The sequence below is a fragment of the Paraclostridium bifermentans genome (assembly GCF_964259345.1).
Lineage (GTDB): Bacteria > Bacillota > Clostridia > Peptostreptococcales > Peptostreptococcaceae > Paraclostridium > Paraclostridium bifermentans_B.
In genome coordinates, this window is the sequence record NZ_CAXVJR010000005.1 from 304,662 (window position 1) to 328,226 (window position 23,565).

Genomic DNA, 23,565 nt, shown 5'->3' on the forward strand with positions numbered 1-23,565 from the left:
TACATAATACTTTCAACAAGTCTTACACTTTCGTAAGAAATAGAGAAAATTTACTACCTTGTCCTTTTTTTGAATCTACTATTATGTTCCCACCTTGACTTTCAACTATCTTTCTACTTAAATAAAGTCCAACCCCAGAACCTTCTAATTCATTTACTTCTTCACCTCTATAAAATCTTTTAAACACATTGTTAAATTCCTTTTTGTCTATTCCTATACCATTGTCTTTTATATCTATTCTATAAAAATTAATAGTTTCATAAGCTTCAACTTCTATTTTTCCATTTATATTTGTATACTTAACAGCATTATCTAAAATATTAAATATACTTTCTTCCGTCCATTTAGTGTCATGTGGTATTATTTTACTCTCAAAATCATTTACAATAATATCTATATTTTTCAAACTAGCCTTAACTTTCACACTGTCTATTGCTTTAATTATAGTATTTTTAATATCCTTATTTTCTTTTTTTATACTTATCATACTGGTTTCTAATCTAGATATATTAACTAAAGAATCTATAAGATTATGTAGTTTCTCTATAGATTTTTTATTTGTAGTTAAAAATTCCATTCGCTCTTCTTCATCCAAATCTTCTTCTATCAGTAATGAATTGTACAACTTTAGTGATGCAAGTGGCGTTTTTAGTTGATGTGATATATCTGTGACCAATCCCTTTATACTCTCTTTTTCTTTATCTAAATTTCTTAATTTAATATTTAAACTTCTAGATAACTTATTTAAATCAGAGTATATTCTATTAAATACTCCTTCTTCTTTATAATCATCATCTATCATGTATTTATCATTTATCAGATTTTCTATATTAACACTTAAACGTTCTAAATTATTAAATCCATATTTAATTAAAACAGAAACTATAAATACTATTAATATCATTATTGCTACAAAAACAACCAAATTATTTACCAGGAAATATTTTAAATGTTGTTGGAAATTTATATTTTCACTCATATTATAGGCTTTTCCGTATCCGTATTTATCTAATATTTTTTCGCCTAAAGCTTCATGCTCATCACTTTCTTTATAAATACTATTTATTACATCTGCCTCTGCCTTTGGGTACTGATTAACTATATTTCCTATTATTCTTTCATTAATATTGTTTTGTTCTAAGTAAATATTTTGCAAGCTTTTATATTGAAATATAACAAATACAAAAAATATAAATGTTATAGCTACTAATGAAACACCTAATATTCTCCTTACAATAGGCTCATTTTTTAATATATTTATCACTTTTTAATACACCTCTTTTCAAAGGTATATCCAATTCCTCTAATATTTTTTATATACTCAGGACTTGAAGGATTATTTTCTACTTTTTGTCTTAACCTTCTAATATTAACTGCTACTGTATTTTCATCAACAAAGTTTCCATCTATATCCCAAAGCGCTTCTATTAATTGCTCTTTTGTAACTGTTTGACATGAATTCTCCATTAAATATCTAAGTAGCTTACCTTCATTTTTACTGAGTACCGTTTCGGTACCCCTTCTCTCAAGTTTATTATCTACATAATAAAAATTTAAATCTTCACAAGTAATTATATTTTCACTACCACTATTACTAACTCTTTTCATAATTGCATTTACTTTAGATATAAGAACTATAAGACTAAAAGGTTTTGTAATATAATCATCAGCTCCAACTTCATATCCAGTAACTATATCTACCTCTTGGTCAAGGGCTGTAAGCATTATTATATGAACATTACTCATACTTCTTATATACTCACAAAATTCAAAACCATCTCCATCAGGTAGTCCTATATCTGATATTATTAAATTTATATCTTTGTTGTTAAATATATCTTTTGCTTCTTTTATATTAAAAGCATTATGTACCTTATATCCTTCTTTTTTTAGCTTAAAACTTATCCCCCTATTTAGCGATTTATCATCTTCTAAAAGTAATATATTCCCCATAATTCCTCCCCAGGTTTATTATTTTAATTCATATATATATTTTACTATAAAAATAACCCCTAGTAAGTATTTCTTACATAGGGGTTATTTATTATTTGCTATGATTATCACAATATACATTCATAGCATCACTTAAGAACTGAGCTAATCCATCTTTGTACTTATCTATATTCTTAGTAAATCTCTCATCAGCAACATACATAAGTGCTAATCCTCTAAATATATCAATAGTACAATTATAGTAATTCTTACTTATATGGTTTCTCCACTGATCAACTAAATCTTGTACTTCTGTATCCTCAAGTTGTCTGTCCATTAATCCTGCTAATTTCTTATATATACTATCCGCTTCCTTTGATATATTTTCCCAATCATTTTTAGAATACTTGCCAGTTTTATCATTACACTCTTTATATGCATTACTTTTTCCATATCTTTTTTCAGTTTCTTCTTTATACTTTTCTTCATGCTTTTTTATCTCTTCATAACTAAATGCTTTAAAATCTTTATTACTCATAGCCTTATCTCCTTCCAAATTATCAATAACTTCATCAATAGAATTTAATATATTATCCATTCGCTTTCTTTTCTCAACTATTAACTCTCTCTGCAACCTTAAAGCTTTCTCTCTATCAAAATTCTCATCATCTAAAATATTCTTTATCTCCTTAAGAGAAAACTCCAACTCTTTAAAAATTAATATCTGATACAATCTCTTAACATCCTCATCACTATACAACCTATAGTTTTTATCGCTTTTTTCACTAGGAACCAAAAGTCCAATATTATCATAATGATGAAGCATCCTAACACTAATTCCACTAAGCTTTGCAACCTCACTAATTTTATACATAATTACCTCCTAAAATAATAATAGACTATGACATAATGTCATAGTCAACCCTATAAATTGATTATTTATGAAACTTTTTTAAGCTCAACTTGATCTTTTTCAATATCTAATACATCAAGTTTTTTTGCAACTAACTTAGTAGTGCTTGCTTGAATTATTAAGGTAATTAGTATTGTCATAAATACTACAGATGAAATTATTTCATATCCTGGTATTTTCATAGATACAACTATTCCTGATAATGCAGCAGGTATTACTCCAGTTTCTCTTACCCACATCATAAAAATCTTATCATTTGTACTCCACTTAGCCTTAGTATCTAATGATGTACATATTAAAACTACAATTGGTCTAGCAATAAACATTAATATTAAAACTATTATTAATGAAGGTATCCAATATTGAGATAATGCAGATAAATCTACATGAGTACCTAGAACTACAAATATAGCCATTCTACATAGAGATGCTATACTTTCTCTAAAATGATATTCAGACTTGAAATCTTCCTCCGGTACCCATAGCCCAAATATTTTTTTATTTCCAGCTATAAGTCCAACTATAAATACTGCCATATATCCACTACCATGTAAATTAGTAGCTATTTCATAAGCTAATGCAACCTTAAGGATTGATATTATAGGTGCATATGAGTGGAATATTCCCCATTTTTTATCAGATATAAGTACTGAAAATATATATCCAACAACTATTCCAACAATTACTCCAACTACTACTGAAATTAATAATTCCTGTGCACTTTCTCCTGCAGAAAAGTTTCCTGATGTAATTATTCCTAGTAATGTACTTACTATTATAGCTCCTACAGCATCGTTAAATGCAGATTCACTTACTACTGTTTGCTTAATCTTATTTTTTATATTTACTTGTTTGAATACAGGTATAAGAGCTGCTGGGTCTGTTGATGCAATTATACCTCCAACTAGTAATGATGTCATAATAGGAAGTCCAAATATTTTATTTGTTGCAAATCCTACTACAACTGTAGATATTATAACTCCTAATGTCGCTAATAAACCAACACTTATTTTTACCTTATTTAATACTTTTAAATTAACTTCTCTTCCACCTTCATATAATATAAACGCTGATCCAAAAGTTAATATTAGATTATTTTCTATTGGAAATGCATCTACACTTATTAAGTTTAATACTGCTGGACCTATTATTATCCCTGCTATTAGATATAATATTACATCTGGTAATTTAAGTTTTTCACTTAATTTTCCTAAAATAATACCTATTATAACTATTGATGAAAATATTATTAATAAATTATTAGTCGCAATAGCTTCTACTGTATTTTCCATGATTATTCCTCCATATATTAAAAATATTAATCTAGTTGTTTTAATTCCAGATATTATTTTACTATCTAAATAATCATAAGTAAAATTTATATTACATTTGGTAATCATTAATATTTTTAATGATTATGGAGTATATAACACTATAATTTAGTTCATTTAATTTAATCTTAATTAAATTCATTTATATTTTTCATAATAAAAAAAGGCCCAAATATAAATATTTGAACCTTTTCAATATTATTATTTAGATACGTTTCCTGCAACGTTTAATATGTCCCAAGTTCTAGCAAACGGTGGTGCATAACATAAGTCTAACATACCTAATTGGCTAGTTGTTAACTTACCAAATACACAAGCAGCTATTACATTAGCTCTTTGTACAGCATCCTTAAACCCTGCAACTTGTCCACCTAATATAACCTTAGTATTTACATCATAAACAAGTTTAACATACATCTTATTTCTTCCTGGATAATAATTAGTTTGGTTAAAATCAGATATAAACTTAGCTTTAACCTCTATACCTAACTTAGCTGCCTGTGTTTCTGTAAGTCCAGTTGATGCAGCTTCCATATCCATTATTTTTATACAACTTGATCCTAATGATCCTTGGAATGAATTATTAGCTCCAGCTAAGTTTTCTCCAACTATTCTTCCTAATTTATTAGCTCCTGTAGCTAATGGTACATATGAATCTTGTCCTGTTACTATATTTTGTATAGTAGCACAATCTCCAGCAGCATATATATCTTCTATTGAAGTTTTTCCAAACTCATCAACTACTATAGCTCCGTTTGGTAGCATATTCATACCACTATCTTTTAGGAATGTTGTATTTGGTCTAACTCCAGTAGCTATTATAACTAAGTCAGCATCATATTCACCTTTATTAGTTATAACTTTCTCTACCTTAGTTTCACCAACTAATTCACTCACTATCTCTTCTAATCTTAAATCAACATCATGATTTTTTATCTCTTCTTCTAATATATCAGTTATCTCTTTATCAAATACTTGAGGTAATACTCTATCTTCTAATTGAAAAACTACTACTTCTTTACCTAATTTTTTAGCAGCTTCCACAGCTTCAAGACCGATAAATCCAGCACCTATTATAGCTACTTTCTTTATATCATCTTTGTTCATTAATTCTTTTACTCTTACTCCGTCTTCTAAGTTCTTTAATGTAGATACATTTTCAAGTTTTACATTTTTTATAGGAGGTATTATACTACTAGCCCCTGTTGCTATCATTAATTTATCATAAGAATCTACAAATTCTTGATTTGTAGATACATTCTTAACAGTTAACTTTTTATTATCTACATCAACACCTACAACTTCATGGAATATCTTTAAATCTATTCCACTTTCTATAAACTTCTCTGGTGCTCTCGCTATCATATTGTTAGGATCATCAAAGAATCCTCCAACAAAATATGGAAGCCCACAAGCTCCAAATGATACTACATCTGTTTTTTCATAAACCACAACTTCGTATTCTGGTTTAAGTCTTTTTAATTTAGCCGCTGCACTCATTCCAGCTGCTACTCCACCAATTATTACAACTCTCATGTCTTTTCTCCTCTTAAAAATACTTTGTCTTTTTTATTTGTTTTGTTATAAGGTTAATATTATTCCTATTTTATTATATAATTTACCCATTACTGACAATATCTTAACATAATTTAAAATCTTTTTCTACTTTATTTGTAATTTTCAAATAACTTTTAAATAAATATTTAATAATTAGTTTGACGTAATTTTTTTAAGTATAAAAATAATTTTCTTAAATAAAAAAAAGCATTGTAAATAAAATATTTACAATGCTTTTTATCTAAACTATCTAGCAGATCTTTTAGTCGGCTTTCCTTTTTTAGTTATCTTATCATTTACAGTTTTAGCTTTAGCTTGCTCATGTCCTGGGAATACTATCTTAGGATTTTCCATGTTTTTCTTGTATATAGTAAACTTAAATCCTATTGCTTGAACAAACTCTGCTCTTAATGCTTCACATATAGCATTTGCAGTTTCTTTCGCATCTAATCCTGCATTTTCTAATATAGAAACCTTAACTATTTCTCTAGCTTTTAACATATCATCTAATTGCTCTAAGAAACTTTCAGTAACTCCTTCTTTACCTATTTGAGTTATAGGCTTTAAAGTGTTAGCGATCGATCTTAAATAAGCTCTTTGCTTTCCTTTTAACATTCATTGCACCTCTTTACGTCTTAATTTAATCTTAGTTATAGAATTCAAATTCTATGTCGTATATCTTAACAGTATCTCCGTCTTCTATACCCATCTCTCTTAGTTTATCAAATACACCGTGAGACTCCATAGATTTTTGGAAGAACTGAACAGATTCCATATCTTCAAAGTTAACAGAGTACATTATTCTTCTTAATGCTTTACCAGTAACAACATATACTCCATTTTCTATTTCTACCTCTAATCCATCTTCTGTTTCTTCTACTAATTCAGGTCTATACATTTCTTCTTCTGATACTAACTCTATATCTTCAGTTTCTTTTAATAATTGAGAAACATAAGCTATAACATCATCTATACCTTGTCTAGTAGCAGCAGACATCTTGAATACTTTGTATCCTCTTGACTCTAATTCATTCTTAAAGTTTTCGAAGTTACTTTCGTCTTCCATTATATCTATTTTGTTAGCAACAACAACTTGTGGTCTAGTTGATAACTTTTCATTGTATAATTTTAACTCATCATTTATTTTATCGAAATCTTCTAAAGCATCTCTACCTTCTACACCTGATATATCAACTATATGTATTAATACCTTAGTTCTCTCAACGTGTCTTAAGAAATCATGACCTAAACCTATACCTTCAGCAGCACCTTCTATAAGTCCTGGTATATCTGCAAGTACAAAACTATCTCCAAACTTCGTTTGAACAACACCTAAGTTTGGCGTTAAAGTTGTGAAGTGATAGTTTGCTATCTTTGGTTTAGCCTTAGTTACAACTGATAAGAATGTTGATTTACCAACGTTAGGGAATCCTAATAATCCAACATCAGCTATCATTTTTAACTCTAAAGTTATCCATTTCTCTTCTCCATCAGTTCCTGATTGAGCAAATGCTGGAGCTTGTCTTACTGCATTGGCGAAGTTTTGGTTTCCTCTTCCACCTCTTCCACCTTTTGCAACTACAGCTTCATCTCCATCTTCTTTTAAGTCAGCTATTATTAATCCACTAGCTTCATCTCTTATTATTGTACCTGGAGGTACTGATAAAACTAAGTTTTCTCCGTTTTTACCTGCTTGTCTTTTCTTAGTTCCGTCTCCACCAGCTGGTGCAGAATACTTAGTTTGATATTTAAAGTCCATTAAAGTTCTTAAACCTGAATCAACTTTAAATATTATACTTCCTCCTCGAGCACCGTCTCCACCGTCTGGTCCTCCAGCTGGAACATATTTTTCTTTTCTAAAAGATACTGCTCCGTTTCCACCGTTTCCAGCTTTAACAAATATTCTAGCCTTATCTATAAACATAATTATTCACCTTCTTTTTAAAGCTTTTTTCTTTATATTTGCCATAATCTATAATATAAATTCTAATTCAAACTGTATTTTAAATTAAAACCCAATATTAACTATATAAATTTATATATTTAATATTAGGTTTTATTAATTCTTATATTTAAAAAAGGAGTGTATGAACACTCCTTTTAGTGTGTATTACTCAGCAACTGGGTAAACACTTACTTTTTTTCTTTTCTTGTCTTTTCTTTCGAATTTAACAGCACCGTCAACTAATGCGAATAAAGTGTCATCTCCACCTTTTCCAACGTTAGTTCCTGGATGTATTTTAGTTCCTCTTTGTCTAACTATTATACTTCCAGCAGTTACAACTTGTCCGTCGAATCTCTTAACACCTAATCTTTTAGAAACAGAATCTCTACCGTTCTTAGAAGATCCTACCCCTTTCTTAGATGCAAGTAATTGTAAGTTCATTTTTAACATTCTGGAGTCACCTCCTACTTTTTTAGAATTTTTATATTTTTTGGGTATTCCCGTTTAATCTCATTAATAGATAATTGAAAGTGTTGTAATAATAATTGAGCGTCATCAAGATATTTATCTTTAACAATACATTCAATATGACCTTCTTGGCCTATTACTTTTTCAAATTCAACTTTCTGTAATACACTTAAAGAATTTATAACCGATAAAGCATTGGATGTAACAGCTGCACATACAATATCAGAACCTAGTTCTGCATAATCAGCATGTCCCTTAAGACAAAAACCTTTAAGCATAAAATCGTCGTTTTGATAATATTTAACTTTTATCATGGTAATTACAATTAAGCGTTTATTTTTTCAACTACTAACTTAGTGTAAGCTTGACGATGTCCGTTCTTTCTTCTGTAGTCTTTCTTAGCTTTATACTTGAAAACTACAACTTTCTTAGCTTTACCTTGCTCAGCAACTTTAGCAGTTACAGATGCACCTTCAACAGTAGGAGCTCCTACTACTAAGTTTCCATCTTTAGAACAAGCTAATACTTCGTTTAAAGTAACAACATCACCTTCGTTAGCTTCTAACTTCTCTACGAAGATTACATCACCTTCAGCAACTTTATATTGCTTTCCTCCAGTTTTAACTATAGCGTACATTAAATACACCTCCTCGGTCTCAAACTCGCCAATACAAGGTACTCCTAGGAGATTTCCAAAACCTTTATTGAGCGGCACTACATTTATAAATAATACTATAATTTATACTGCATGTCAACTAACTATTAAAAATAATATTCATTTTTTCATGCTCTATTTCTGTTTTTTGTCTTAGGTCTATTTTTACCTTATATTTACAACTAATTGCCTCTATTTTTGACTTATAATTTCTATCTATATCCTCTACCACTTTGTCATTTAACTCTATTAAAACTTCTTTATATGAAGTGTGTTCTTTAACTCTCATTATCTCTTTTTCTATTTCATCGATTATCCTATTTATAGACTTTACACTTTCGCCTCTACTACAAGAATAGCAATCTTGTAAGTAATAACTATCTATAGAATCTTTTTCTCTTCTTCTAGCAATCTCTACTAATCCTAACTTAGTCATTCCCATTACATTAACTTTTCTTTTATCTTTAAGTATTTCTTTATTTAATAATTCTAGTAAATTATTCTTATACTCTTTCTTTTGCATATCTATAAAGTCTACAATTATTATTCCTGCCATATCTCTTATTCTTAAAAGTTTGGCTATTTCAGTCGCTGCTTCTAGATTTGTTTTATAAACTGTTTCTTCTAACTTAGAATTTCCAGTATACTTACCAGTATTAACATCAATAACAGTAAGAGCTTCAGTTTTATCTATTATTAAATATCCTCCACTTTTTAACCATACTTTTCTACTTAAACATTTATCTATCTGACTTTGAACAGAATATAAATCAAAAATATCTTTATTATTTTCTAAAACTAATTTATCTTTATAATCCTTACTTATATTCATTAGTATCTTTTTAAAATCATCATATTTTTCCGTATTATTTACTATAATTTTATCAACTTCATCATTTACTTTATCTTTAATATACTTAGAAGCAAAATCTAAATCTTTATATAAAACCTTAGGCCCAATTCCTAATTTAAACTCTTTTAGTACCTCTTCATACTTTTCTTTTAGCTCAATCACATCTTTTTCTATTTCTTCCTTTGTGCAACCTATTGCTTCAGTCCTTATAATTCCAGTAAACTCCCTATCTACACCTTGGACAATTTTTTTTATTCTAAATCTTTCTTTTTCTGAAGTAATTTTATTAGAAATAGTAAGTCTATCATTTGACGGAATATAAACCAAATATCTCCCTGCAAAACTTATCTCCGTACTAAGCTTAGCCCCCTTAGTACCAATAGCCTCTTTATTAACTTGAACTAAAACATCATTTCCACACTTAATATCTTCATTATTTTTCATACTAAGATACCCAAGTTTATCTGTCCCAATATCAACAAAATAAGCTTCAATACCCTTTAAAGCCTTCTTAACAACACCTCTATACACATTAGAAACAGTCTTATTATTCACACTATCCTCAATTAAAAGCTCACTAAGCTTACCATCCTCTAAAACAGCTACCTTCTGTGAAGTAACCAAAGACTCAACAACAATACTTTTCAAACTTCCACTTCCTCTTCTCTTTCTCTTTTGTTATCTTTTCTTATCTTTCTCCATAAAATGTTCAAATCTTTTATAGGTATTAACTAGCTGGAGCTTGATATATCTGTTGACGTAACACTTTACCTACGCAGTACGTCGTGTGAAGTAAACAGATATACCAAGTTCCAGCCCCACTATACCAGAAAAGAGGTGGACATCCACCTCTTCCCTACATTGGAGTTACTAATTCTCCATCTTTAACTATATATAATTCTCTTCTTAATATATCAACATCTAATGGATCCATATCTAACTCAAATATTTCTAACATCTTAGGTATAAATATATTAGTATTTAGGTTAGCCTTAGATCCTGTTGCCATAGTAGATTCTAAAGTTATAACATTATTTTCTACATCTATAACATCGAAGTTCTTTATCATAGGTCTTATATCAACTTCAACAGTCTTACCTTTTTTATTCTTCTTTGTTATTATTATTTCTTCTTTGTTCATTAAATCTGCTACTTTAGTTTTTACAAATTCTTTAGATAACTCTTTTTCTACCTCTATAGTGAACATATACTCACCATATTCTATAGTAGATGCTAAAGAAGGAACTTCTTTTGTTATCTCCATAGCTTGTATAAACTCTATCCCTGCTGGCATAGTTGAATTTATTTTATTTAAAAATTCTTGTGCAGTTAAATCATCTTCTATTTCAACGTCTAAATATTCTCCTTGACTTTCTGTTCCTAAAGCTAGGGCATGACCATAACTCATCTTAGGATGTGGATTAAATCCTTGAGAATATGATAATTGTATTTCAGCTCTTCTAAAAGCTCTTTGTAATAATCTTTGTAAATCAAGATGTGATATGTATATCATATCATTTTCTTTTTTAAACTTACATCTTATTATTTTACTCATAATTAGCACATCCCCTTTCCTATAACGTGTGCATTTATTCCACAACCATTACATTTATGTCTACAGTCAACAGTTACTGCATCTTGCTTTGACTTTTCATTTTCTCTTATTAAGAACTTCTTGCTAACACCAACATCTATATGATCCCATGGGAATACTTCTTCGTATTCTCTTTCTCTATTTGCATAGAATGCTATTTCTAAACCATTGTTTTTCATAGCTTCTTCCCATATTTCTAGCTTAAAGTGTTCTGCCCATCCATCAAACTTAGCTCCGTTTTTGAATGCATCGTATATAACTTTTCCTATTCTTCTGTCTCCTCTAGACACAACAGCTTCCATTAAACTAGTTTTAGAGTCATGGTAATTGTATTTTATATTACCATTTTTAAGCTTTTTAACCATATGTCTTTGCTTTTCTCTTACTTGTTCAGTAGTATCTTGTCCATGCCATTGGAATGGTGTAAATGGTTTAGGTACGAAAGTTGATGTACTTACAGTTACACCAAATGCTCTTCTTAACTTTCCACCATTAACATCTCTGTATATATCTATAACCTTATATGCAAGGTTAGCTATTCCATCTAAATCATCATAAGTTTCTGTTGGAAGACCTATCATGAAGTATAACTTAACACTATTCCATCCCATTTCAAATGCTTTTCTAGTAGCATTTTCTAAGTCTTCTTCTGTTACACCTTTATTTATAACATCTCTAAGTCTTTGAGTTCCAGCTTCTGGAGCAAATGTAAGACCAGATTTTCTAACTTGTTGTATTTTTTCTGCTATTTCCATAGAGAAGTTATCAAGTCTAAGTGATGGTAGAGATATACCTATATTCTTAGATGCATACTCATTTACTAAGTAATCAGTAAGATCTGCTAATTCACTATAATCACTTGTACTTAGTGAAGATAAAGATATTTCATCATATCCTGTACTCTTTACTAATTTCTCAAGTAATTCTTTTAATCTACCTAAGCTCTTTTCTCTTATAGGTCTGTATATCATACCAGCTTGACAGAATCTACATCCTCTTGTACATCCTCTAAATAATTCTAAAACTATTCTATCGTGAACAGTATCTATAAATGGAACTATTAATTTTTCAGGATAAGGAACTTCATCCATATTCTTTATTATTCTCTTATGTGGATTAGCTGGTACTCCCTCTCTATTAGGTTTAACTTCTTTTATAGTCCCATCTTCATTGTAATCTACATCATAAAACTTAGGTATGTAAACACCTTCTATATTAGCTATTTCTAATAAGAAATCATCTCTAGTAGTTTTATTTTTCTTCCACTCTTTATATTTATTTAATATCTCTAAGTTTACTTCTTCTCCTTCACCTAAAACAACTATATCAACGAAATCTGCCATAGGTTCTGGATTGTAAGCACATGGACCTCCAACTAATATAAATGGAGAGTTTATATCTCGGTCTTTAACTAGTATTTCTACTTTAGCTAAATCTAACATATTTAATATGTTAGTGTAAGATAATTCATATTGAAGTGTGAAAGCTAAAAAGTCAAAATTAGTTATAGCTTCTCTTGACTCTAGTGCAAATAATGGAATATTATTTTCGCGCATTTTTTCTTCCATATCTATATTTGGGGCATATACTCTTTCACAAAATACGTCTTCATCTCTATTTATAACATCATATAATATATGACTACCTAAGTGACTCATTCCTACCTCATATAAGTCAGGGAAACAATGAGCATATCTTATTAAGTTTTCATTAGATGTGTCTTTATGTATTGAGTTTATTTCACTACCTAAATATCTAGCAGGTTTTTCAACCTTTTTTAGAATCCTTTTTAAGTCTACTTTTTTATTCATAAAAATCCTCCGTAAGTTTATTTCATTCTATAAACATAAATATTATTATACACGATATACTAAGATGTATCAAAATATATTACTTATAATATTTGCAATTTGTCAATTATTATATACCAAACACAATCATTTTTTGTTAATATATAAATATAATCCATAATTTATGGAATTTTTAAAGTTTTTTGTATACAGAATGTTTTAAAGTTTTATTAGTGGGTATATTTTTATATATAATTACGTATTTTTATTATTACGTTCTAGGAGGATTTTCTTATGAAAGAGGCTTTTGAAGTAAAAAAAGATATTTATTGGACTGGTGTCATAGATAAAGATTTAGAAATCTTTGACATCATAATGGAAACTGAATTTGGTACAACTTATAATGCTTACTTTATCGACGATGAAAAGAAAGTATTATTTGATACTGTTAAACCAAACTTTAAAGATGAATTTATTGAAAAACTATCAAAAATAACAAACATAAAAGAATTAGATTATGTTGTTGTTCACCACACAGAACCAGATCATGCTGGAAGTTTAAAGTATATACTTGATATAAACCCAGATGTAGAGGTTATATGTACTAATGCTGCTAAAATGTATTTAGCTGAACAAGTTAATAGACCTTTTAAATGTCATGTTATAAAAGACGGTGAAACTTTAAACATAGGTAAAAGAACTTTAAAATTCATATCTGCACCATTCTTACACTGGGCAGATACAATGTTTACTTATATAGAAGAAGATAAAACTTTACTAACTTGTGATGCATTCGGATGCCACTTTGCAAGTGTAGACCCTGATGCAGTTGATAGTGAAGATTACTTAAAATCAGCTAAACACTACTTCGACTGTATAGTTAAACCATTCTCTAAGCATGTTTTAAAAGCTGTAAATAAGGTTGTTGAATTAGGATTAGATTTTGATACTATATTAACTTCTCATGGTCCTATATTATCTAAAGACCCTATGGCTCAAGTTAAGAGATATGTTGAATGGTCAACTGAAACAGTTAACTCTACTAACCAAGATCAAATAGCAGTACTTTACTTATCAGCTTATACAAATACTAAAGTTATGGCTGACAAAATATATGAAGGTATAGTATCTACTGGTACTAATGCTAAAATGTATGACTTAGAAACTACTGATTTACAAGAACTACACGATGTAATAGTAATGTCTAAAGGAATACTATTTGGTGCTCCAACAATAAACAGAACTATGGTTAAACCTATGTGGGATGCATTCTCTGTAATAGATCCTATGGCTAACCAAGGACAAATAGCTGGAGTATTCGGTTCTTACGGATGGAGTGGTGAAGGTATCACTATGGCTGAGCAACTTATCAAAACTATGGGATTCAAAATGCCAGTTGAAACACTTAAGAAGAAATTCTTCCCAAGTGATGAAACATTAAAAGAATGTTTTGATTTCGGTGTTAAGTTCGCTGAAGCTGCTAAATAAAAAAATTAAGGCTATCTATAATAGATAGCCTTTTTTATATTTGAAATTATATTCTTTGAGTTGTAGTCTTTCTAACTTCTCTCCAAGACAATTCCCCTCTGTCTAATGCTTTTATAAATATCTCAGCAGATGCTAAGTTAGTAGCAATAGGAACATGATAAACATCACAAAGTCTTATTAAAGCCTGTATATCAGGTTCATGAGCTTGTGCTGTCATAGGATCTCTCAAGAAGATTACTAAATCTATATCTTGAGAAACTATTAAAGAACCTATTTGTTGATCTCCTCCAAGAGGCCCTGATGCTAACCTATTCACAGTTAACATTGTTTCATTTTCTATTCTTTTTCCTGTTGTACCCGTAGCATATAATCCATATTTGTTAAGAATAGATTCATATCCTATACAAAATCCAACCATAGTATCTTTCATTTTATCATGTGCTATTAATGCTATATTCATAAGTCACACCCCTAATATTTTAGAAATTTATTTTCTTTCTTCTCATTCCTACATTTAATACTAATCCTAAGTTAGCTAGAGATGTCATAAAAGAACTTGCTCCATAACTAACAAAAGGCAATGTTACTCCTGTAACCGGTATCATAGCTACTGTCATTCCTATATTCTGAATAATCTGGTATCCAAACATACTCACAACCCCTACAACAATTAAGGTTCCATAAAAATCTTTCGCTTCTTTCGCTATACTTATCATTCTTATTAAAAAGAATGCATATAGAACCATTAAAACAAACATTCCTATTAATCCTAATTCCTCACCAACAACAGCAAATATAAAGTCACTATCTTGAACTGGTAAGAAGTCATTTTGGTTTTGAGTCCCTTGGTATAATCCTTTACCTGTTACTCCTCCTGATCCTATAGCAATTCTAGACTGCATAACTTGATAGTTTCCAGGTAACTCAAGATTATCTGGATGTAAGAATGCATCTATTCTAACTCTTTGATGGGGAGCCATCATCATATACATAAGAGGCGTAGCTACAACTATTATTATAAGCGCTGTTTTAATAATTTTTTTATTAAGCCCAGCAGTATATAACATCCCAGCTATTATACAACAAAATACTATCGTTGTTCCTAAGTCTGGTTGTATAAGTATTAATAGTACTATAGGCGCTGCGTACAGACCTAAAGGAACTAAATCCTTTATAGTATTTAACTTACCTTTTTTCTCTTCTACTATCTTCGCATAACTTAATATAAATGTTAATTTAACTAACTCTGACGTCTGAAAATCTAATGGTCCAAGGTGAAGCCACGATCTTGCTCCTGCATTTACCTTCCCAAGACCAGGTATCCATACTAACAATAGTAATATTATACTAACTATATACAATGCTTTATAGTACTTACCTAAGAAATTATAGTCAAACAACAGTATCAAAACTACAAGGCCCATACCTATTAAAAATGCCATACCTTGCTTCATTATCTGATTATAACTTCCAGTTGTTGTTGCATGTGTTGCACTACTTAATATAACAAGCCCAAAAGCAAATATACAAGTAACTATAATTATAAGTTTCCAGTCAAGTTCTTTTATCAATTTAATTTTTGATTTATAATCAAACACTTCATCACCATCTTTCTGATTAAGGTCATTCCTAAGTAGAATTATTTATATTAAGACAAAAAGGGGCTTGGCAAATGCCTCCCCCTTTTTTATCTACTTCGTTCTTTTATATTCTTTAATGGTATATTTGCAACCAATGCTGATACTGGACCATCCTCTTCATCACTTCTAGATTTCGCCATTTTTATTTCTAACCCGTCTTCTTCTATCTCAGCATAATTAGCAATAACCTTTAGTATATCTGACTTAATTAGATCTAAAAGTTGTGGAGAACAGTCTATTCTATCATGTACTAAAACTAACTTCAGCCTTTCTTTAGCTACATTCTTGCTAGTTTTAGATTCATTAGAAAATATCTTAAACAAATCTAACATGAAATATATCCCCCTTCAATTACTTAGCCATTCCAAACATCTTTTTTATTTTTGTAAGTATATTAGTTTCTGTTTCTATTTGCATAATAGGAACATCTTCTCCAAGTATTCTCTTTGCAATATTTTTGTATGCTTGACCTGCATTAGACTTTTCGTCTAATATAGCAGGTTCTCCTTTGTTAGTTGAAACTATTATACTTTCATCGTCTGGAACTAAACCTAGTAAATCAATAGCTAGAATTTCCACTATATCTTGTTTGTCCATCATATCTCCACGTTTAACCATTTCATTTCTTATTCTATTTATGACTAAACGTATATCTTTAACTTCATTTGCTTCTAATAATCCAATTATTCTATCTGCATCTCTAACTGCAGATATTTCAGGGTTAGTTACAACTACAGCTCTATCAGCTCCAGCTATAGCATTTTTAAATCCTTGTTCAATTCCTGCTGGACAGTCAATTATTATATAATCAAATGACTCTCTGAGTTTATCGCATAATTCTTTCATTTGATCTACAGATAAAGCATTTTTATCTCTAGTTTGCGCTGCTGGTAATAGGTATAAATTATCAAATCTCTTATCTTTTATAAGAGCTTGTTTTAATCTACAAGTTCCTTCTACCACATCAACAATATCGTATACTATTCTATTTTCAAGACCCATAACAACGTCTAAATTTCTAAGTCCTATATCAGCATCCACTACAACAGTTTTTTTATTTTCTAAACTTAAAGCCGTTCCTAGGTTAGCTGTAGTCGTAGTTTTTCCAACTCCACCTTTACCAGATGTTATAACTATAACTTCACTCATAGTACTACCCCCTCCTACTCAACTATCTATTTATTTTTTTGGGTAAATAATTTTCTATAACAATCATTTCATTGCTTGTAAATGCTATTTCTGGGTTTATATCATCATTTTGAACATATTCTTCTTCAGGTGCTTCAGCTATATAGTTAGCAATTTTCAATACCTTTGGATTTAAATTATTAGCTACTATATATGCATTTTTATTTCCTTTTGCTCCTGCATGTATAAAACCTTCAACCTTACCCATTACAACTACATTACCATGTGAAATAATTTTAGCACCTGCACTTATAGTTCCCATTACAACTACACTCCCTGTTGCTACAACCTCACAACCTGGTTTCATATCTCCCATAACAATTACATCACCTTCAAATTCAACATACTCTCCAGACCTCATATTACTTACATATTTAGTCTCATAAACTCTATATGGAGTATGAATTTCTTCTTCTATAAATTCTATATCGAACTTAGAAGTTATTGCCTCTTTAAGTTCAAGTAATTGTATGTCACTTAAGTAATTGTAATTTATAGCGCAAATTTTAGCTCCATTGAAAAAACCTACAGAGGTTTCTATTTTATCTATTATACCTTGTTTTATTTCTTCAAAAGATACTTTTTTTTTCACATTTATAATTATGCCTCTTTTATTTCCTTTAAACTCTACAAGTTCTTCATTAGCTGCTGCTTTAAAAGACATCTTATACCTCCAAAGCTATATCTCATTTTATATATTCTTCAAAATTACTTTAAATCCTCTTATTTTTTTATTTGTGATACAAAATTCATTTCTTCTTCATCTTTTGTTTTTACAGCTTCCGCATCTTTATTTGAATTTTCAACTTTATCTTTGTCTTTATCTTGTTGTTTATCATTTAACCCAAAGTATTCAGCCATTATCTCTCTTATAGGTAATACTGCTAAACTACTTGAGTCTCCTTGTGGTAGTACTGTAACAACAGCTATTTCTGGATCATCTGCTGGAGCAAATGAAACTGCCCATGCAAAAGATGCATAATCTTGTTTAAATCTATCTATATCTTCATCTTTTATCTTAGGATTTAATTCCTTTATAGCTTTTCTTAAATATCTAGCTTTTGTAGCTTCACTATTATCTGGAACAAATTCAGCTTCATTTTCATCCTTTGATTCTTCTTTCTTTCCAAATAATCCATGACTTTCATTTTCTTTCTTTTTAGCCTTTTGCTCTTCTTCAAACTCTTTTTTAGCTTTTTCATCAGCTTCTTTTTTCATCTTTTCCGCTAATTTAACTGCCTCATCTTTAGATACCCCATATGATCCCATATGATCTAATAAGTATTGGTACTCATTTTCTGTTGGTATCTTACCACTTTTCTCTGCTGTACCTGTTTTTGAAGCAACTTTTATAGGGAAATTTCCTAATACTTTCTCTGCTGTACCTTGGCTAGAAACAAGTTTCATACCTTTAATTAAATCATCAAGATTACTATCATCTTTAAAAGGTATTTTCTCTTTCTTGTTTTCATCTATGTCTATATCTTTATAATCACTAGATATAGTTTTATCTACAACTGATGCTTCAACTAAGTTTCCTCCATTAGCTATAGCCGCAACGTATCTAGCTATTTGAGCTGGTGTATATGCATTTTCCCCTTGTCCTATAGCTAAGTTGAATGTATCTGCATTAGTCCAGCTACCAAAGTTAAAGTAACTAAACTTAGCTAAATCAGCAATTTCAACTACTCTATCTTCTTTTACATGAAGTTTTTTAAGTCTTTCTATAGTTTCGGTTCTAGATGGATTTTCTTTAGTCCAACTAACAATTTCATTTATTCTCTTGTTATATTCTTCTGGATTTTTTGTTTTAGTTATATCAGTAAAAGCATCTCTCATTTCTCTATCTAACTCAGCTCTTAATAAACTTTCTGTACTCTTAAGTTTATCTGTTAAGTTAGGAACAGAACCTTTTCTTTCACCAATTTCTGTATCTAATCCAGTATTTTCATCTAATCCAAATAACTTAGCATATTCTAGTATTTTCTCAGGTCCCATATCTCCTGGTGGGTCTTCTCCTCCATACCAGTTTTTACCAGAACCTATTGTGTAGAAGTATATATTACAAGATTCTTGTAATGCTTTGTATAGATTTGTATATCCATGGTTACTTCTTCCGTGATGCCATACATAATCGGCAAATGGTCTATTTCCTAAGTAAATTACACCTCTATCATTTATAGAGTATCCTGGTGGCATTCCATTTTCTAGTGCCGCCATACCAGTTACCATTTTAAATGTAGAACCTGGTTGGAATGCTCCATTTGTTACTAAGTTGCTTAGTGGGTTTGGAGCTAAAACATCATTTGGATTTTTAGGTTGAAGTTTTTTATAATCTTCTGATGAAATACCTGTTGCAAATAAGTTTGGATCATAATCAGGATAACTTGATGATGCTAATACATCCCCGTTTTTTACATCTATAACTATAGTTGCTCCTGATTGTAATTTTGGAGCTGCTTTAGCTGTATAGTTTCCATATTTACTAGTAAAAGTTCCGCCACTTCTACCAACTCTTATAGCTTCTGCTAACGCTTCATCAGATACTTTTTGTAGATCTTTATCTATGCTTAGGTATACAGTATCACCTGATACAGGATCTTTAGATGCAATTTCTTTAGTTACTCTACCACGAGAGTCTACTTCTACCTGTTTATAACCATCTTCACCTTTTAATTGATTTTCGTAATACTTCTCTATTCCTGTTTTACCAATCATATCACTTTTTGAGTATCTACTATCACCATTTTCTTGCTTTTCTTTTAGTTCTTGGTCATTTATTCTTCCCATAGTTCCTAATGTATGAGATGCAAGATTTTTCTCTGGATAATATCTAACAGGCTCTACAGCAACAGATACCCCTGGAAGACTCATAGATTTTTCTTCAATTTGTGATATTGTGTTTTCTTTTACATCATTTGCTATAGTTACAGGCTTATATTGAACATAACCTTGAGATTTTAATAAATCTCTAACTATCATTATTTTTCTAGCATCAGTATTAGATAAATCACTAGGTATTTCATAATACTTTCTAATATCTTTAAATGCTTGTTGTGCATTAGTATTTATATTATCTATTTTATAAGACTTCAACCAGTCTTCTTTGTTTCTTTGTTCCGTAAATTTCCAATTTGAAACTAATATAGGTGGATATATCCCTGCTGAATTCAACTTCTTTTGGATTTCTGCTGGTTCTAAATCCTTAACAGATGAATCTATCTTTTTTTCCCTTATTGCTTTATCCACTATATAGTAAAAACTCTGTTTCGCATTTAACTCTAATGGAATTTCATTTTCAAGCTTATAATCTCTTATCTTTTTATCAAATGTATAGAAGTACTTACCATTTTCAACATATATAGGAAATTCATCTAAGTACTCTTCCTTATTCTTTTCAAGTAATTTTATTAAATCTAAAGATATTTCATTAGCTTGTGATTTTCCATTCTCATCCTTTTTTTCTATTCCATCTTTTGATACATGGACTGTAAATGAATTTCTATTAGTAGCTATTGTACGTCCATACCTATCTTTTATTTCACCTCTAGGTGCTTTTACAGGTATTTCTTTATATGTTTTATTAGTTGCTAGTTCATTGTAGTAATTATGTTTAAACGTTGTCATATATGCAATTTTTACAAATATAATACATAACATTCCTACCGTTATAAACTTAATTATATCTAACCTATCATATTTTTTATTTTCTTCCATTTAATCACCACTAATCTTTTTTTAGTTTAAGGATAGATCCCTTAAATATAAAGTAAAAAACTAAGCTTCCTATACTATTAATAAGTGGTATTGTGCAGATACCTTTTATAAAAATAGTTACGATATCATACGTTTGGTATACCATACCTAAAAGAAGTATATTAACTATAGAATCTACCAAGCTAGTTATAAAAACTAGGGCAAAAATAGTTATATAACTATTTTTATATATTTTATCTTTTAGTTTGCTTATTCCATACGCTATTACACCTAATATTAAGCCATTAACCCCAAATACGCTGCCTACCGCTATATCTTTAATAAACCCTAATAATATAGCTAGTATACCGGCTTCTATATCCTCTAAATACAAAGATATTATAGTTATATATATTAAAAGGAAGTTTATACTTACTCCTAAAATATCAATATGGTTTGTAATACTTCCTTCTAATATGATCACTAAAATACCTATAAGAAATAGTATTATTCTTTTCATTTGTAGTTCTCCTTTTATTTAATATTCCTTGGCTCTATAACTACAACATCATCAATGTCTTTAAAGTTAACATACGGTTTTACAACCACATATTTTAAACCTTTATTTTTATCATCGACAACTTTTTCTATTTCTCCTATAGGTATTGACTTTGGATATATACCTAATCCTGATGTAACTAAAACATCTCCTGGTAATACATCATAATCTGTACTAAACATATATCCTTCTAGTAAGCCTTTAGATTTATAGTTTTCATCCGTATTTGTATCTTGACCTATTACACCCTTATATTTTTTATCTTTTAACATTTGGAAACCAACTGATGATTCAGTATCTAATAAAGATATTACCTTACTATAATGGTCAGACACTTCATAAACTAATCCAACAAGTCCTTGCCCATTAACTACAATACTATCTTTTTTTACACCATCTTCTTTTCCTGCTCCTATTACAAAAGAAGTATACCAATTTCCATCGTTTTTACTTACAACCTTAGTACTTATCATACTTTTTTTATAGTCTTCTTCTACAAAATTTAATGATTTTTTAAGATCTTTAAGTGATTGTGTATTATCTAAATCACCTTTTAACTCAATAACCTCTTTTTTTAATTGTTCATTTTCTTTTTCTAAATCTTTTACTTTTTTAGCATTTTCTCTATATTTGAATACATTGCTAACACCATCTTTTATAAATGAAAATCCATCATTTAAGCTGCCTTCTATTGAAGATACCACATTTAAAACTACATTATTATCATTTTTAACCTTTGAATACCTGCCTATTGATATTCCTACAATTCCAATTAAAGTGATAGCAACCCCTATAGTTGCTATCACTTTAACATTATATTTTTTATTATCTTTTTTATTATTACCTAGTTTCACCCTATCACCAACTTTATATTATCTTCTAGTATTCATCATTAATACTTTTTCAAATATTTCTTGGTCTTCTACTGATTTACCAGTACCTAAAGCAACACAGTCTAGTGGATTTTCAGCTATGTGAACAGGCATTCCAGTGTGTTCTTTTACTAGTTTATCAAGACCTCTAAGTAATGCTCCCCCTCCAGTTAACATTATTCCGTTTTCCATTATATCTGATGATAATTCTGGTGGAGTTTTCTCTAAAGTTGATTTTATTGCATCTACTATAGATGTTATAGGCTCTCTTAAAGCTTCTCTAACTTGAGATGATGATATATGCTCAGTTTTTGGAAGTCCAGATATTAAATCTCTACCTCTTATTTGCATAGTTTCTTCACTATCATCTTTGAAAGTCGATCCTATTTGTATCTTAACATCTTCAGCAGTTCTTTCCCCGATCATTAAGTTGTATTCTTTCTTTACATAACTTACTATAGACTCGTCAAACTCGTCTCCACCTATTCTTATAGACTTAGCAGTAACTATACCACCTAAAGATATTACAGCTATTTCTGTAGTACCTCCACCTATATCTACTACCATGTTTCCTTCTGGCTCTTCAACTCTAAGGTTTGCACCTATAGCAGCTGCCATTGGCTCTTCTATAAGATAAGCATCTCTTGCTCCAGCTTGTCTAGCTGCTTCTTCTATAGCTCTCTTTTCTACTTCTGTTACTCCAAAAGGTACACATATAGCTATTCTTGGGCTAACTACACCTTTGTTTGAAGCTGCTTTTTTTATAAAGTAGCTAAGCATTGCTTGAGTTACATCAAAGTCAGCTATAACTCCATCTTTCATAGGTCTTATAGCAACTATATTACCAGGAGTTCTACCTATCATTTTCTTAGCTTCTTCACCTACTGCTAAAACAGATTTGCTATCATCTCTTATTGCAACAACAGATGGTTCTCTAACTACTATTCCTTGACCTTTTATATAAACTAATGTATTTGCAGTTCCTAAATCTATCCCCATGTCCTTAGACATTTTGTTAAATCCAAATAAACCTTTGAATCCTTTTTTCTCTTTCTTTTCTTTCTTCGCCATAACTTAAAGCTCC

23 protein-coding genes are annotated in these 23,565 nt (G+C 29.8%); 1 reads left to right on the plus strand and 22 read right to left on the minus strand.

Translation table 11 applies throughout. The annotated features are described in order from the left end of the window. Positions 1 to 22: 22 nt before the first annotated feature. The 13 genes from ACEXNK_RS12040 to ACEXNK_RS12100 all read right to left on the minus strand — a co-directional run bounded on the left by ACEXNK_RS12040 (position 23) and on the right by ACEXNK_RS12100 (position 13,059). Positions 23 to 1,264 carry a sensor histidine kinase gene (locus ACEXNK_RS12040; RefSeq protein WP_373598787.1) on the minus strand — a complete coding sequence of 414 codons (1,242 nt, stop codon included), beginning with the start codon at positions 1,262 to 1,264 and terminating at the stop codon, positions 23 to 25. Next, positions 1,261 to 1,953 (minus strand): response regulator transcription factor, encoded by a 693-nt coding sequence (locus ACEXNK_RS12045; protein ID WP_373598788.1) that lies wholly within the window; start codon positions 1,951 to 1,953, stop codon positions 1,261 to 1,263. Before ACEXNK_RS12045 ends, ACEXNK_RS12040 begins: the two co-directional genes overlap by 4 nt. Positions 1,954 to 2,044: 91 nt before the next feature. Beyond that, on the minus strand, positions 2,045 to 2,806 hold the full coding sequence (locus ACEXNK_RS12050) for a MerR family transcriptional regulator (RefSeq protein ID WP_373598789.1): 762 nt from the start codon (positions 2,804 to 2,806) through the stop codon (positions 2,045 to 2,047). A 65-nt stretch (positions 2,807 to 2,871) separates the two neighbouring features. Next, positions 2,872 to 4,137, minus strand: coding sequence for a cation:proton antiporter (locus ACEXNK_RS12055; protein ID WP_373598790.1), 1,266 nt, complete (start codon positions 4,135 to 4,137; stop codon positions 2,872 to 2,874). Between the two features lie 240 nt (positions 4,138 to 4,377). Then, positions 4,378 to 5,712: a CoA-disulfide reductase gene (locus ACEXNK_RS12060; RefSeq protein WP_373598791.1), complete on the minus strand. Its 1,335-nt coding sequence runs from the start codon at positions 5,710 to 5,712 to the stop codon at positions 4,378 to 4,380. A 267-nt stretch (positions 5,713 to 5,979) separates the two neighbouring features. Continuing rightward, entirely contained in the window at positions 5,980 to 6,348 is a 369-nt protein-coding gene (locus ACEXNK_RS12065; protein WP_373598792.1) for a YhbY family RNA-binding protein, read from the minus strand. Between the two features lie 31 nt (positions 6,349 to 6,379). Next, complete coding sequence (obgE, locus tag ACEXNK_RS12070) at positions 6,380 to 7,657, minus strand: GTPase ObgE (RefSeq protein WP_373598793.1); 1,278 nt, start codon at positions 7,655 to 7,657, stop codon at positions 6,380 to 6,382. 186 nt (positions 7,658 to 7,843) lie between these two features. Continuing rightward, a complete protein-coding gene (gene rpmA / locus ACEXNK_RS12075; protein ID WP_021428632.1) occupies positions 7,844 to 8,128 on the minus strand; it encodes a 50S ribosomal protein L27 in 285 nt (94 codons plus the stop codon). A 14-nt stretch (positions 8,129 to 8,142) separates the two neighbouring features. Continuing rightward, a complete protein-coding gene (locus tag ACEXNK_RS12080; RefSeq protein WP_373598794.1) occupies positions 8,143 to 8,460 on the minus strand; it encodes a ribosomal-processing cysteine protease Prp in 318 nt (105 codons plus the stop codon). Positions 8,461 to 8,471: 11 nt separating this feature from the next. Further along, on the minus strand, positions 8,472 to 8,783 hold the full coding sequence (gene rplU / locus ACEXNK_RS12085; protein ID WP_373598795.1) for a 50S ribosomal protein L21: 312 nt from the start codon (positions 8,781 to 8,783) through the stop codon (positions 8,472 to 8,474). 118 nt (positions 8,784 to 8,901) lie between these two features. Continuing rightward, positions 8,902 to 10,302, minus strand: a complete 1,401-nt coding sequence (locus ACEXNK_RS12090) for an Rne/Rng family ribonuclease (RefSeq protein ID WP_373598796.1) — start codon at positions 10,300 to 10,302, stop codon at positions 8,902 to 8,904. 208 nt (positions 10,303 to 10,510) lie between these two features. Next, positions 10,511 to 11,209 carry a TIGR03936 family radical SAM-associated protein gene (locus ACEXNK_RS12095; RefSeq protein ID WP_373598797.1) on the minus strand — a complete coding sequence of 233 codons (699 nt, stop codon included), beginning with the start codon at positions 11,207 to 11,209 and terminating at the stop codon, positions 10,511 to 10,513. Positions 11,210 to 11,211: 2 nt separating this feature from the next. Then, the gene (locus ACEXNK_RS12100) at positions 11,212 to 13,059 is read right to left on the minus strand and encodes a TIGR03960 family B12-binding radical SAM protein (protein ID WP_373598798.1); all 1,848 of its coding nucleotides are present in this window, start codon (positions 13,057 to 13,059) and stop codon (positions 11,212 to 11,214) included. A 273-nt stretch (positions 13,060 to 13,332) separates the two neighbouring features. On the opposite strand from ACEXNK_RS12100, the gene ACEXNK_RS12105 reads away from it, so the two are divergent. Continuing rightward, entirely contained in the window at positions 13,333 to 14,526 is a 1,194-nt protein-coding gene (locus tag ACEXNK_RS12105) for an FprA family A-type flavoprotein (protein WP_373598799.1), read from the plus strand. Between the two features lie 46 nt (positions 14,527 to 14,572). On the opposite strand, the gene mgsA is transcribed toward ACEXNK_RS12105, so the two are convergent. The 9 genes from mgsA to ACEXNK_RS12150 all read right to left on the minus strand — a co-directional run bounded on the left by mgsA (position 14,573) and on the right by ACEXNK_RS12150 (position 23,552). Then, a complete protein-coding gene (mgsA, locus tag ACEXNK_RS12110; RefSeq protein WP_373598800.1) occupies positions 14,573 to 14,986 on the minus strand; it encodes a methylglyoxal synthase in 414 nt (137 codons plus the stop codon). 19 nt (positions 14,987 to 15,005) lie between these two features. After that, positions 15,006 to 16,124, minus strand: a complete 1,119-nt coding sequence (gene rodA, locus ACEXNK_RS12115) for a rod shape-determining protein RodA (RefSeq protein WP_373601605.1) — start codon at positions 16,122 to 16,124, stop codon at positions 15,006 to 15,008. An 89-nt stretch (positions 16,125 to 16,213) separates the two neighbouring features. Continuing rightward, positions 16,214 to 16,498, minus strand: a complete 285-nt coding sequence (gene minE, locus ACEXNK_RS12120; RefSeq protein WP_021125000.1) for a cell division topological specificity factor MinE — start codon at positions 16,496 to 16,498, stop codon at positions 16,214 to 16,216. Positions 16,499 to 16,517: 19 nt separating this feature from the next. Continuing rightward, entirely contained in the window at positions 16,518 to 17,315 is a 798-nt protein-coding gene (gene minD / locus ACEXNK_RS12125; protein ID WP_373598802.1) for a septum site-determining protein MinD, read from the minus strand. 22 nt (positions 17,316 to 17,337) lie between these two features. Further along, the gene (locus tag ACEXNK_RS12130; RefSeq protein WP_373598803.1) at positions 17,338 to 18,018 is read right to left on the minus strand and encodes a septum site-determining protein MinC; all 681 of its coding nucleotides are present in this window, start codon (positions 18,016 to 18,018) and stop codon (positions 17,338 to 17,340) included. A 59-nt stretch (positions 18,019 to 18,077) separates the two neighbouring features. Beyond that, on the minus strand, positions 18,078 to 21,071 hold the full coding sequence (locus ACEXNK_RS12135; RefSeq protein WP_373598804.1) for a penicillin-binding transpeptidase domain-containing protein: 2,994 nt from the start codon (positions 21,069 to 21,071) through the stop codon (positions 18,078 to 18,080). Positions 21,072 to 21,081: 10 nt separating this feature from the next. Further along, a complete protein-coding gene (gene mreD, locus ACEXNK_RS12140; protein ID WP_373598805.1) occupies positions 21,082 to 21,570 on the minus strand; it encodes a rod shape-determining protein MreD in 489 nt (162 codons plus the stop codon). Between the two features lie 14 nt (positions 21,571 to 21,584). Then, positions 21,585 to 22,463 (minus strand): rod shape-determining protein MreC, encoded by an 879-nt coding sequence (gene mreC / locus ACEXNK_RS12145; protein ID WP_373598806.1) that lies wholly within the window; start codon positions 22,461 to 22,463, stop codon positions 21,585 to 21,587. A gap of 18 nt (positions 22,464 to 22,481) precedes the next feature. Next, on the minus strand, positions 22,482 to 23,552 hold the full coding sequence (locus ACEXNK_RS12150; protein ID WP_373598807.1) for a rod shape-determining protein: 1,071 nt from the start codon (positions 23,550 to 23,552) through the stop codon (positions 22,482 to 22,484). Positions 23,553 to 23,565 lie beyond the last annotated feature (13 nt).